The sequence below is a fragment of the Chryseobacterium soldanellicola genome (assembly GCF_900100115.1).
Lineage (GTDB): Bacteria > Bacteroidota > Bacteroidia > Flavobacteriales > Weeksellaceae > Chryseobacterium > Chryseobacterium soldanellicola.
On sequence record NZ_FNKL01000001.1, the window covers coordinates 1038946 to 1051000 of the forward strand.

Genomic DNA, 12055 nt, shown 5'->3' on the forward strand with positions numbered 1-12055 from the left:
AGTCTTTTTTTATTTATAATACTTTAAATTCTAAATCAATACTTTTTCCGAAGAACTTTTTTGAGATTTTCTCAAAGTTTTTGGTCAAATCTGATAAGTAAAAATGATAATTCGGTTTTGGATTGTTCTCATTCAGCAAATTATATTTATCTAAAATGATCTTCAAATGATTGGCAACAATATTCGGAGAATCGATTACGCGAACACGGTTTCCGTAATACTGCTTGATCTCATCAATTAATAGAGGATAATGAGTACATCCCAGAATTAATGTTTCTATGTTTTTTAATTTGCTATTACTTAAATAATTATAAATAATCGCATGCGTAATTGGATGATTTTTAAAGCCTTCTTCAATCGCGGGAACCAACAAAGGTGTTGCCAACTCATCAACTTTAATCCATTTGTTATGCTTGCGGATGCTTTTCTTGTAAAGCCCGGAATTTACCGTTGCTTTTGTAGCAATTACGCCAACATTATTGTGAATTTCATAAGAAACTTTTTCCGCTACAGGATTGATCACATCAATCACAGGAACTTTTCCGGCAACGGATTCCATTACTTCATTTAAAGCATTTGCAGTCGCTGTGTTACAGGCAATGACAATTGCTTTACAGTTTTGACTCAACAAAAAATTGGTGATCTTCGTAGAATATTCTATAATCGCTTCTTTCGATTTTTCCCCATAAGGAAGGTGTTTTGTATCTCCGAAATAGATTAAATCTTCGTTGGGAAGAAGTCTTTTTATTTCTTTGGCAACCGTTAAACCTCCTACTCCGCTGTCAAAAATCCCGATCGGCTGTTTTGATGAAAGGTGCGAGTAATTTTCTTTTTTAGTTTTCAAATGAGATGAAATTTTATACAAAAATAATAAATTTATATCGCATAATATGCTATAAATGTAAGATGCTTCGACAGGCTCAGCATGACATCGCTACAAATTAACCGCTGATAAAAATGAATAGTATTAGAGGTGTGATGCTGAGCATAAACTAAAGTTTACGAACGAATGTTCACGAAGCATCTTTATTATTAATTAGAATTAAACCAAAAACAGATCCGAAGCAATACCATCCGCCATAAACCAATGCTTTTCCGGGATTTTGAGGTGATTATTTTCTATCTTTAAAATTCCGTCGTTTAATTTATTTTTAATTTCAGCAGTAAATTTTTCAAGAATCTGTTCTGAAAATTTATTTTTTAAACTTTCAAGGTCAACTCCCCAAGTTGTTCTTAAGCCAATCATGATCATTTCATTAAACTGATCTTCCTGAGAGAGAACTTCTTCTTCTTTAGCCAATAAATTTGAGCTTAATTTTTTAATGTATTGTTGATTATTGGCTACATTCCAGCTTCTGACATCAAAACCGTTGTAAGAATGCGCAGACGGACCGATGCCCAAATACTCATTATACTTCCAATATGCGGAATTGTGTCTTGAATGAAAGCCCGGTTTTGCAAAATTTGAGATTTCATAATGCTCAAAATCATGGTCTTTCAGGAAATCAATCATGTAATAGAACTCTTTATTCTGTTCCTCTTCCTTTGGGCTGATCACTTTTCCTTTGGAAATCCAGTTTTCGAGAGCTGTTTTTGGTTCAACCGTCAAAGCATAAGATGAAATATGAGGAACTTCAAGAGCGATTGTTTTCTTTAAATTTTCTTTCCAGATCTCTAAATTGGATGTTGGCGAACCGTAAATGAGGTCAATACTTAGATTTTCAAAGCCAAAATCCTGCGCTCTTTTAATAGAACCTTCCGCATCAGAGGCATTATGAGCTCTGTTCATTAGCTTTAAATCTTCATCAAAGAAGCTTTGCGTTCCGATTGAGAGACGATTAACGGGAGAATCTGACAAGGATTTCAAAAAATTTTTATCCAAATCATCCGGATTAGCTTCTAAAGTTATCTCAATATCAGAATTAAAGTTAAAATATTTAAGCACCTCATCGATCAAAAACTTGATTTCATCCCCCGAAAGAATGGAAGGAGTTCCGCCGCCAAAGTATAATGACTGTAAATTTTTGTTCTGTAACTCATCTTTTCGTAAGAAAATTTCTTTTTTCATCGCAGCAATCATCTCATCTTTAAAATTTAAAGACGTAGAAAAATGAAAATTACAGTAGCTGCACTTCTGTTTACAGAATGGTATGTGAATATAAATCATAAAAAAAGCTCTGAAAAAATCAGAGCTCAAATTTATTTAAATTAAATTGATTAATATCTATAACCTCTGTGATTAATAAAGTTATCGAAGTTATAACCTACACCCAGCATAAAGCTGTTTCCGCCATACTCCTGAATATCAGACAATCCAAGGTTATAAGTAGCACCCACCATAAATTTGTTGAATCTTACTTTTACAACCGGAGAGATACTCAATTGCTGGTTATCAAATCTGTTTTGAACGGATCTGTAGTTTACTCCGAAAGAGAACGCATTAACATCATTAAAGAATGTTGCCATTAAGTTGTAGTCAATTGTTCTCGTAGAATTTGTATTAAGGTTGATCAATGCAGATGGCGTAACATACATGTTATCAGCAAAATGCCAGTCATACCCTAAGTTTAAGAAGAATTTGATCGGAGAAGGCTCACGACCGTTAACGATAGCTTCGTCATTCGTTAAAGCGATATCATTTACTGATACTGCAGCAAAGATATTATGATAAGTAGCCGCTAAACCGAAGTTGGCATATGCCATAAAGATATTGCTTTCGCTACCTTGTAACAACGGGTCAGAAGCGTCTTCCGTATTAATTTTAGAATAATCAAAATTCATGTTATACAAGCTTACACTTGTACCGAAAGAGAATTGATCTTTTCTGTCTCCTTCGCTGCTAAGAGGGATAAAATATGAAGCTCCAGCTGTAATACCCCCTGCTGAAATAGGCCCATTGCTGTCTCTGAAGACAGAAATACCAGCACCTACTCTATCAAAAATATTCGCGTTGATCCCCACTGACTGTACATTTGGAGACTCGCTAAATTTTGAAAATTGTTGTTGGTAGTTGAGATTAAGCTGAACATAGTCCGTTTTACCGTATTGTGCAGGGTTGAACAGGAACTCACCATCCAAAAGATATTGTTGATAGTATGGTAATGTTTCTTGTGCTTTATATGCATTTGACAAAAGAGCCAAACACACGATAGCATATAGTTTTCTCATAACAAATCTTGATTTCAATTCAACAAATATAAAAAAATTCTCAATATATTTTTAGTTTTCTAAATAATTTCTCCATTTTTTTACGGCATCCGCCATATCTTGAGGCATTGGGCTCTCAAAATACAATTCCTTTTTGGTCGTCGGATGTATAAAACCTAAAGTATGAGCATGGAGTGCATGTCTTGGTAAAATTTCAAAAACATTCTTTATAAAGTGCTTATACTTCGGCAGATTAACCCCTCTCAAAGGCGTATGCCCTTCATATCTTTCATCATTAAACAAAGTATGACCGATGTGTTTGAAGTGCGCTCTGATCTGGTGAGTCCTTCCTGTTTCCAGCTTGCACTCTACCCAGGTCATATATCTGAATCTTTCCAAAACTTTATAATGCGTCACCGCATGCTTTCCCTGGCTCCCGTCTTCATAGGTATGCATCTGCATTCTATTCTTCGGATGCCTTCCTATATGACCTCTTATGGTGCCTTCATCATCCTGTACATTGCCCCAAACAAAAGCCCAGTACAATCTTTTGGTTTTTCTTTCAAAAAACTGTTTTGCTAAATAACTTAAAGCATATTCATTTTTTGCAATAACCAGCAATCCGGAGGTGTCTTTGTCAATTCTATGTACCAACCCTACCCTGTCAAGATCGGATTTCTGATTATTTTGCTCGAAGTGAAAGGCAAGCGCATTCACTAAAGTTCCGTCCCAGTTTCCAAAACCAGGATGTACGACCATACCCGGTTCTTTATCTACAACCACCAAATCGTCATCTTCATAAATAATATTAATAGGAATATCCTGCGGAATAATCACATTTTCTCTTGGCGGATGTGCCAGCAATACAGAAATCTGATCGCCCGGCTTTACGCGGTAATTTTGTTTTACGGCAGTTCCGTTTACGACAACATTTCCGGCTCTGCAGGTTTGTGAAATTTTATTCCTTGATGAATTTTGACGATAAATCAATAAAAACTTATCAATTCTCAGAGGTTCCTGCTTTTTATCAACGGTGATATTAAGATGCTCATACAGACCTTTATTCTCCTCATCAATATCGATCGCATCGATACTGTTGGCGTCTAATAATTCTTCATCTAAAAAATCTTCGTTATCTTCTGTCATTATATTTATTTTTTACACAAAAGGCTTCAACATTGTATAGTTGAAGCCTGTAATTTTATAGTAAGGGTAATATTAATCTATTATTACCTTCTTAGCTTTCGGTTTTTCAGCAGGCTGATTATTGGCAGGCTTGCTATTGCTTCCTGTAGTGGAAGTTTTAAGTTTATTATCTGCTGAAGATGTAGCCGGTTTAGAAGCTGCTGGTTTTGTAGCCTCTGTTTTTACAGGTTCCGGTTTAGGAACTTCCCTTCTTTGAACTGGCGGGGCTGCAGGCTCATAATTCGGTTCCTGATGCGGCGGGATCACTTCCTGATATTGTACCGGAGGCAATGAAGTATCTACTTTCATACGATATACAGAATTCAGCTGCTCTATTTTAGCGCTTAATTCGGCAGGTGTTTTTTTACTCGCCCAGAGATCCATCTGCATCCCCTGATCCCTGACATCTCCCGATGCAGGATCCTGATAATAAATAATATCTGATTCATCTTTTCCACCATCTTCATGATCTACCAATCCTACTTCAAACATACTTCTGGCAATAACCGCTCTCGCTTCTTTTACTGATAATCCTACGACATTCGGTATTGAGATATTTCGCATCGGTCCTGAACCGATTACCACATCAATCGTAGAGAATCTTGGGATTAATGAACCCGGCTTTATGGTATTCCCTTTATATAAAACCCGAAGAATAGCATCTTTCTGAATACTTGGCTCAAAAATCGTATCTCCTACTTTTAATCCCACCTGATCGATTCTTTGGAATGCCAACCCTGAATATTTATTAATAACATCAGGAACAGCCACAGGAGCCCAGCTTCTGGGATTCACTCTCAATCTTACGGTTCTTCCGTCCTTTACACGGGAACCTGGTGAAGGGTAAACCTGAAGCACCTGAAACGGCCTGTATTTAGGATCATATTTTGAGCTATCTACCTCATATTCAAGACCTGTATCGTCCAGAATTTTAATAGCATCATGTACGGATTTATTGACAACATTAGGAACAGGAATTTCCTGACCGTGATTGGTATGATATTCTAACCAACGAAATGTAAGCCAGACCAACCCCACGAAAACCCCGATGGCTACTACCAAGTTCACTAAAACTTTCCAATTGAAAAGTGATTTAAGCATATTAAAAATACTTTAATTATAACGGCAAATATAATTAATAATTTTAGAATGTCCTTTTTATTTAACACATTTCATTTTGATTTTAAAATTTCGGATTTTCCCGTATTGCATTGCATAAAATGATTAAATTTGCCTTAATTGATACTATATGGTTATGAGCAAAAAAAGTGTTGCCGTAGTAATGGGAGGGTATTCTGACGAATATGTGGTGTCCATGAAAAGCGGTCAATTAATTTATGATTCTTTAGACAGAAATCTTTACGATGTATATAAAGTAATTATCCTTAAAGACGAGTGGTATTTTTTAGGTGAAAATGATAAAAAATATGCTATTAATAAAGGAGATTTTTCGGTAAAACTGGAAAATGACGAAATCTTAAAATTTGACGTCTGCTTCAACATTATCCACGGAACGCCGGGCGAAAACGGTATTCTTCAGGCATATTGGGACGCTATCGGACAGACTTACACAGGTTGTGATTTTTATCAAAGTGCTTTAACGTTCAATAAAAAAGATACATTGGCCGTATTGTCAAAATACGGAATTCCTTCTGCAAAAAGTGTTTATTTAAGACAAGGAGAAGAGATCAATGTTGATGAAATTATAGAAAATCTCGGGCTTCCGGTTTTTGTTAAGCCTAACCAATCGGGTTCTTCTCTGGGAATTTCAAAAGTAAAAGAAAAATCAGCGCTGATCGCAGCGACAGAAATTGCCTTCAAAGAAGATAATGAAATTTTAATTGAAAGCTTCTTAGACGGTATGGAAGTTTCCGTGGGAGTTATCGATTATAAAGGAGAAACCATCGTTTTAGGAATCACGGAAATTGTTCCTCAAAATGAATTTTTCGATTACGAAGCCAAATATGAAGGCGCTTCCGAAGAAATTACCCCCGCAAGAATTGACGATGAAACAAGAATCCGAGTGGAAGAAATCTCAAAAAGAGCCTACAATTCTCTTGGGATGAGCGGTTTTTCCCGTAGTGAATTTATTTTGATGGATGGCATTCCTTATATGCTGGAAATGAATACCAATCCGGGATTTTCTCCGGCGAGCATCCTTCCTCAACAGGCAAAAATCTATGGGATTTCTATCACAGATCTTTGCGGAAATGAGGTTGAAAAAGCTTTAAATAAAATTAGAAATTAAAAGTTAGAAATTAGAGGTTAGAAGCGGGCGGTTGGATAAAACCCGAAACTCAAAACCCGAAACTCAAAACTCTTTAAGACATGAAAATTGCTGTTTTTCCGGGTTCTTTTGACCCTATTACGTTAGGACATTATGATATTATAGAAAGAGCGGCGCCGCTTTTTGATAAATTAATTATTGCGATCGGACAAAATTCTCAGAAGAAATATATGTTTCCGTTGGAAAAAAGAATGGAATTCATTCAAAATTCCGTGGCAGAATTTCCCAATGTGGAAGTAGATTATTTTGAAGGGCTGACCGTAGATTTCTGTTTTGAAAAAAATGCACAGTTCATTCTCCGCGGATTAAGAAATCCCGCCGATTTTGAATTTGAAAAAGCCATTGCCCACACCAACAGAACATTAGCTCATAAAAAACTAGAAACCGTTTTCCTATTAACCTCATCCGGAAAATCTTTCATCAGCAGCAGCATTGTAAGGGAAATTATTAACCACAGCGGGGAATATGAATTGTTAGTTCCTGAAGCTGTAAGGGTTCCGAAAAAAATAAAATAAATGATAATTGATACAATGGTAGAAAATTTGCTTATGAAGAAATCATTTATTAATTATCATTTATCATTCAAAAGCTATGCACGAACAGTTCAATTTTGCCATAGAAGTACTGGGAACGATATCTTTTTCGATGTCGGGAAGCTTTGCGGCGATGCAAAAACGTCTTGACCCGTTTGGTGTGCTTATTATTGCATTTGTAACGTCTGTTGGCGGCGGAACTGTAAGAGACTTATTATTAGACATTCCGGTTTTCTGGATGCACGATCTGTTGACTTGTGCCGTGATCATCATTACAAGTATTTTTTCAATGATATTTAAATCTTTGGAGAAAAATTTTAAGGTTACTTTATTTATTTTTGACAGCTTCGGATTAGGTTTATTTACCATCATAGGTGTTCAAAAAGGTCTCAACGCAGATATTCATCCTTTAATCTGTATTGGTTTAGGAACCATTACGGGATGTTTCGGAGGTATTATCCGTGATATTTTACTGAATAGAATTCCGTTGATTTTCAGAAAAGAAATTTATGCGACAGCTTGTATTGTAGGCGGTTCCACGTTTTTATTATTAACGAAATTTACTACTTTAACATATACAATTGTTCAGGTTTTTACCATTTTATTGATTGTTGCTATCCGAACGCTTGCTGTAAAATATCATTGGCGAATTCCCAAATTTTATGGGTATGATCACAGTTCAGAAATGTAATTGCAGATTAAAAGATTTCAATTAAAGTTAAAAATAAATTAGCCAGATTTTAAAGATGCTTCGATAGCTCGACAAGCTCACTACAGGCTGGCTCAGCATGACACTGCTAATACGATCTGCTTTGACGCTCGCTTCGCTCGCACCATCTTTCATTATAATAATCGAATTAATTTAAAATTTATGCCTCAAAATAAAATGCACCTGAAAAAATCAAGTGCATTTATATTATTAATGAATTCTAGATTAGAATTTCCCTCTTTGTCTCATATTAGGATTATGTATATGTTTTTGCATGGTCGGCATTTTCAGCTGATCTTTCATCATTTTGATCTGATCGGTCATCATTCCTGCGCTGTCAAGCCTTTTAGCCTCATCAAGCAATCTTTGACCTTCCTGTTTTCTACCTTTAGAAATTGCTGCTGCGGCCAGATTTAATGTTGCCATTGCTCTGTCGTGCTTCATATTTAAGCCATATTCCAAAGCTTTTTTCATTAAAGGCTCTACTTTCGTCGGGTGATCCTGAGCTTGAGTTAAGCCTAATAAATAGTGAAAATATCCATATTGAGATTTATGAAGCTGAGCCTGATAATTGGTGATACTTTTTAACCAAACTGCCGCTTTTTCCATATTTTGTTTTCTTAATTGCCAGAAAGCTAAAAGAATATATTCATTTTTAAAGAAAAGTAAAATTGGTATTGCAGAAAGAATAATCAAAATAACTCCCCAACCAATATTTCTGTTCATCATCAGATAAACTGCTACTGCAATAATTAATGCAGAGATTACGAACTTTATGTACTTATTCATTATTAAATTTTAGAAGTGCAAAGATAAGAAATTCGGTTGGTAGTTAATCGTTGTTTGTTGATGGTTTCTCGTTAAATTTTTACATATTTTAAAACCATCAACAAACAATTATTTACTATCAATCCGTTCAAACGTCTGAAAACAGAAATCATACTGATTTTTTTCATCTTTCTCATGACAGATTTCTGCTGTTTTTTTCCAGATTTTCGCATCGATTTTAGGAAAATAAGTATCAGCTTCAAGATCAGCTTTTACTAAAGTAACTTCAAGCTTATCAACAACATCCATTGTTTGCGCGTAAATATTTCCACCACCGATAATGAAAACCTCTTCATCAATTTTTTTAGCAAACTTTACAGCTTCTTTAATGCTTCCTACAATCAGGATTCCTTCCTGAAACCAGTCTTTCTTTCTTGAAATAACAATATTGGTACGGTTTGGAAGCGGTTTCCCGATGCTTTCATACGTTTTTCTTCCCATAATGATCGGATGCCCCGAAGTTAAATCTTTAAAGTGTTTCAAATCTTTTGGAAGATGCCAAAGCAATTGATTTTCAAAACCAATCTCATTTTTCTCGCCCATTGCCACCACTATTGTTGTCATTAAAATAAATTTTTACAAAATTAGCACATAATTTGTATATTTGGTTAGCACAAAAAATATTAAAAAAATTAAACTATGAAAAATAAAGGTTGCCTGAGCGCCGGAACTATCGGGATTGCTCTCCTTATTATTGTTGCTGTTCTTTTCTTCTGGGGAAAAAGCGGATATAATAATTTTGTTACAAAAGAACAAAACGTTAATACCAAATGGTCTAACATAGAAACTGTTTATCAGAAAAGAGCCAATCTGATTCCGAATTTGGAAAGAACGGTAAAATCGTATTCTAAATTTGAGCAGGAAACTTTAACGAAAGTTGTTGAAGCCCGTTCCAAAGCAACTTCTATCAACATCGATCCTACCAATATGACAGAACAGGATATCGCAAAATTCCAGGCTGCGCAGGGAGAATTATCCGGAGCGTTAAGCAGATTGATGGCTGTTGTGGAGTCTTATCCGAATTTAAAGGCAGATCAGCAATATATTAACTTCCAGAGAGAATATACTGCAATCGAAAACAGCATCAGAACTGAAACTGTTTATTACAACGAAGCAGCTCAGGATTACAATACTTCGATCAAAACCTTCCCGAATAATATTTTGGCGAATTTTACAAACTTTAAAGAAAAACCTTACTTCAAAGCTGAAGCAGGAGCGCAAAAAGCACCTGAAGTTTTCTCAGAATAATGGGCAATTTCTTAACAAATCAGCAGATAGCTTCCCTCGTGGAAGCTATTCAGTCAGCAGAGGAGCATTCTACGGGTGAGATCAGAGTGCACATTGATTCTAATACAGAAACTCAAAATGCAAAAACCGCATTTAAAGTTTTTGAAAAGCTGTGCATGAATAAAACCGTCGAAAGGAATGCCGTGCTTTTTCATGTTAATTTTGAACAGAAATACCTCACGATCATTGGTGACGTGGGGATTCATGAGAAAGTAAGCCAGTCTTACTGGGATCATCTGCATGATTACATTACGTCTGAATTTGCCAAAGGAAATTACCACAAAGCATTGAAAAGTGCCATTTTGGAAACCGGACTTGAACTTAAAAAATATTTTCCTGTAAAAGGAAAAAACCACAACGAACTTCCTAATGAGATTACGTTCTCTTAAAATAGTATTTTCATTTCTATTGATATGCTTTTACAGTTTTGTATCAGCACAATATACTATTCCTCCAAAACCAGCGGTTTTATACCCGGTTTATGATGAAGCTAACCTTCTGAGCAAGCAGGAAAAAGATGAACTTAATAATAAGCTCATTAAATTTTCAGATTCCACCTCAACGGAAATTGAGGTTGTCATTATTCCTTCCACAAAAGGGGAAGATGTCAATTTTCTGGCGACAATGTTTGGCCAACAATGGAAAATCGGAAAAAAAGGAGTCGATAATGGCGTTGTTTTTTTAATTGCAACTGAAGACCACACCATGTCAATCCAGCAAGGAAGGGCTGTTGAACAATATTTAACAGCATCAGTTGCAGGACAGATTTTAGATTACATTGTCACTCCACATTTCAAGCAGGGTGAATGGTATGAAGGCATCAATCGCGGTACTTCTGCCATTATGGAAGCTGTTCAGGGGAAATTCAAGCCTTTGGCAAATCCGGATACTGGCGGAAAAGGAAGCGTTTCTAAAATCCTCATCATCGCTTTTGTAATTTTTATTATTCTGGTCATTTTGTTTGGAAATAAAGGAGGCGGAAGAGGAAATAACGATGATGACGATGTTATTCTTACCAAAAGAGGCCGCAGAAATTATCCGGGCGGGTTTTTCCCTTTCCCTGGAAGTTTCGGAGGTGGCTTTGGCGGAGGCAGTTCCGGAGGCGGTGGTGGATTTGGAGGCTTCGGCGGGGGCGGAAGCTTTGGGGGCGGTGGTGCTTCGGGAGGTTGGTAGAAATTCAACCTTTTATCTATTCACTCAGTTTGTCATTCGACTTAGTTTTTAATATGGCATCTTAGATTTCTACGGAATGAAACGGTTATTTTAAATTCAATTTAAACAATATAAATCGGTCATCATGATCGATTTTTTTATATAATAATAATTTTAAGTTATTCATTTCTAAAGCAAAGCTTTCTTAATTTTCTTAATCTCTTAATTAATGGTCAAATTAACTTCAAATTTTATTTACTTTTATATAAAACTCTAAAATTTCATTGTTTCTTTATCTTATTTAATATTAAATTCAATTTTATATAGTAAAAAATTAATAAAACCACTTAAAAAACGCCTTTTATTCATTATTTTTTCATTAAATTTACTGAAAACAGGTTTTATGAAGAAGACGTTGGTAGTTTTTGCGCATCCCTATTTAGAGCACTCAAACTCAAATGTAGAGCTCATTAATTTCTATGTTCGTCATCAGCATTTTACCCTTAGAGACCTTTACGAAGAATATCCGGATTTTCATATTGCTGCTTTCAGAGAAAGAAAAAGGTTTAGAAACTATGACCGTTTTATCTTTCAGTTTCCTATTATCTGGTTCGGAATACCGCCGTTATTAAAATTGTGGATCGATGAAGTTTTCGACCGCGACTGGCTGAAAGAAGGCGAAAACAACCCGTTGGAGGGAAAAGAAGTTTACATTCTCGTCACAACCGGCGGAAAAGAAAGATCTTTTACCAAAGAAGGCACTTACAAATACACCATCGATGAGCTCATTAGCGGACTGATCGTTTCTTTAAATGTTTTTAAAGCCGACATCAAAAATATTAAAATCGTTTACGAAGCCAGTAAACTGACAAAAAAACAGATCATTTTACATAAAAAAGAATTTGCAGAACTCCTCAATCAATAACA

Annotated in this window: 14 protein-coding genes; 7 read left to right on the forward strand and 7 right to left on the reverse strand. The window is 35.6% G+C overall.

Annotated elements, in window-relative coordinates:
• Positions 1 to 13: 13 nt before the first annotated feature.
• From murI to BLT04_RS04570, 5 genes are all read right to left on the reverse strand, one after another.
• Complete coding sequence (gene murI / locus BLT04_RS04550; protein WP_089754076.1) at positions 14 to 844, reverse strand: glutamate racemase; 831 nt, start codon at positions 842 to 844, stop codon at positions 14 to 16.
• A gap of 198 nt (positions 845 to 1042) precedes the next feature.
• The gene (gene hemW, locus BLT04_RS04555) at positions 1043 to 2167 is read right to left on the reverse strand and encodes a radical SAM family heme chaperone HemW (RefSeq protein WP_089754078.1); all 1125 of its coding nucleotides are present in this window, start codon (positions 2165 to 2167) and stop codon (positions 1043 to 1045) included.
• Between the two features lie 50 nt (positions 2168 to 2217).
• The gene (locus BLT04_RS04560; RefSeq protein ID WP_089754079.1) at positions 2218 to 3168 is read right to left on the reverse strand and encodes a PorP/SprF family type IX secretion system membrane protein; all 951 of its coding nucleotides are present in this window, start codon (positions 3166 to 3168) and stop codon (positions 2218 to 2220) included.
• Between the two features lie 51 nt (positions 3169 to 3219).
• Complete coding sequence (locus tag BLT04_RS04565) at positions 3220 to 4293, reverse strand: RluA family pseudouridine synthase (RefSeq protein ID WP_170828426.1); 1074 nt, start codon at positions 4291 to 4293, stop codon at positions 3220 to 3222.
• Positions 4294 to 4365: 72 nt separating this feature from the next.
• On the reverse strand, positions 4366 to 5433 hold the full coding sequence (locus BLT04_RS04570) for a PASTA domain-containing protein (RefSeq protein ID WP_089754081.1): 1068 nt from the start codon (positions 5431 to 5433) through the stop codon (positions 4366 to 4368).
• Positions 5434 to 5587: 154 nt separating this feature from the next.
• On the opposite strand from BLT04_RS04570, the gene BLT04_RS04575 reads away from it, so the two are divergent.
• From BLT04_RS04575 to BLT04_RS04585, 3 genes are all read left to right on the forward strand, one after another.
• A complete protein-coding gene (locus BLT04_RS04575) occupies positions 5588 to 6580 on the forward strand; it encodes a D-alanine--D-alanine ligase (RefSeq protein WP_089754251.1) in 993 nt (330 codons plus the stop codon).
• 80 nt (positions 6581 to 6660) lie between these two features.
• Positions 6661 to 7134 (forward strand): pantetheine-phosphate adenylyltransferase, encoded by a 474-nt coding sequence (gene coaD, locus BLT04_RS04580; RefSeq protein WP_089754083.1) that lies wholly within the window; start codon positions 6661 to 6663, stop codon positions 7132 to 7134.
• A 76-nt stretch (positions 7135 to 7210) separates the two neighbouring features.
• On the forward strand, positions 7211 to 7843 hold the full coding sequence (locus BLT04_RS04585; protein WP_089754085.1) for a trimeric intracellular cation channel family protein: 633 nt from the start codon (positions 7211 to 7213) through the stop codon (positions 7841 to 7843).
• 243 nt (positions 7844 to 8086) lie between these two features.
• Here BLT04_RS04585 and BLT04_RS04590 read toward each other — a convergent pair whose 3' ends face one another.
• Together BLT04_RS04590 and BLT04_RS04595 are read right to left on the reverse strand one after the other, a co-directional pair.
• On the reverse strand, positions 8087 to 8650 hold the full coding sequence (locus BLT04_RS04590) for a hypothetical protein (protein WP_089754087.1): 564 nt from the start codon (positions 8648 to 8650) through the stop codon (positions 8087 to 8089).
• 108 nt (positions 8651 to 8758) lie between these two features.
• Entirely contained in the window at positions 8759 to 9253 is a 495-nt protein-coding gene (locus BLT04_RS04595) for a dihydrofolate reductase (RefSeq protein ID WP_089754089.1), read from the reverse strand.
• Between the two features lie 75 nt (positions 9254 to 9328).
• On the opposite strand from BLT04_RS04595, the gene BLT04_RS04600 reads away from it, so the two are divergent.
• From BLT04_RS04600 to BLT04_RS04615, 4 genes are all read left to right on the forward strand, one after another.
• Positions 9329 to 9937: a LemA family protein gene (locus BLT04_RS04600; RefSeq protein ID WP_089754091.1), complete on the forward strand. Its 609-nt coding sequence runs from the start codon at positions 9329 to 9331 to the stop codon at positions 9935 to 9937.
• Positions 9934 to 10365, forward strand: a complete 432-nt coding sequence (locus BLT04_RS04605) for a TPM domain-containing protein (RefSeq protein WP_089754093.1) — start codon at positions 9934 to 9936, stop codon at positions 10363 to 10365. Before BLT04_RS04600 ends, BLT04_RS04605 begins: the two co-directional genes overlap by 4 nt.
• Positions 10346 to 11149: a TPM domain-containing protein gene (locus BLT04_RS04610; RefSeq protein ID WP_089754095.1), complete on the forward strand. Its 804-nt coding sequence runs from the start codon at positions 10346 to 10348 to the stop codon at positions 11147 to 11149. Before BLT04_RS04605 ends, BLT04_RS04610 begins: the two co-directional genes overlap by 20 nt.
• A gap of 382 nt (positions 11150 to 11531) precedes the next feature.
• On the forward strand, positions 11532 to 12053 hold the full coding sequence (locus BLT04_RS04615; protein WP_089754096.1) for an NAD(P)H-dependent oxidoreductase: 522 nt from the start codon (positions 11532 to 11534) through the stop codon (positions 12051 to 12053).
• Positions 12054 to 12055: the final 2 nt, after the last annotated feature.

Coding starts and splice junctions, on each gene's coding strand:
- hemW (WP_089754078.1), bottom strand. CDS start 2,167: ATGATTTATATTCACATACCATTCTGTAAACAGAAGTGCAGCTACTGT.
- BLT04_RS04560 (WP_089754079.1), bottom strand. CDS start 3,168: ATGAGAAAACTATATGCTATCGTGTGTTTGGCTCTTTTGTCAAATGCA.
- BLT04_RS04565 (WP_170828426.1), bottom strand. CDS start 4,293: ATGACAGAAGATAACGAAGATTTTTTAGATGAAGAATTATTAGACGCC.
- BLT04_RS04570 (WP_089754081.1), bottom strand. CDS start 5,433: ATGCTTAAATCACTTTTCAATTGGAAAGTTTTAGTGAACTTGGTAGTA.
- BLT04_RS04575 (WP_089754251.1), top strand. CDS start 5,588: ATGAGCAAAAAAAGTGTTGCCGTAGTAATGGGAGGGTATTCTGACGAA.
- coaD (WP_089754083.1), top strand. CDS start 6,661: ATGAAAATTGCTGTTTTTCCGGGTTCTTTTGACCCTATTACGTTAGGA.
- BLT04_RS04585 (WP_089754085.1), top strand. CDS start 7,211: ATGCACGAACAGTTCAATTTTGCCATAGAAGTACTGGGAACGATATCT.
- BLT04_RS04590 (WP_089754087.1), bottom strand. CDS start 8,650: ATGAATAAGTACATAAAGTTCGTAATCTCTGCATTAATTATTGCAGTA.
- BLT04_RS04595 (WP_089754089.1), bottom strand. CDS start 9,253: ATGACAACAATAGTGGTGGCAATGGGCGAGAAAAATGAGATTGGTTTT.
- BLT04_RS04600 (WP_089754091.1), top strand. CDS start 9,329: ATGAAAAATAAAGGTTGCCTGAGCGCCGGAACTATCGGGATTGCTCTC.
- BLT04_RS04610 (WP_089754095.1), top strand. CDS start 10,346: ATGAGATTACGTTCTCTTAAAATAGTATTTTCATTTCTATTGATATGC.
- BLT04_RS04615 (WP_089754096.1), top strand. CDS start 11,532: ATGAAGAAGACGTTGGTAGTTTTTGCGCATCCCTATTTAGAGCACTCA.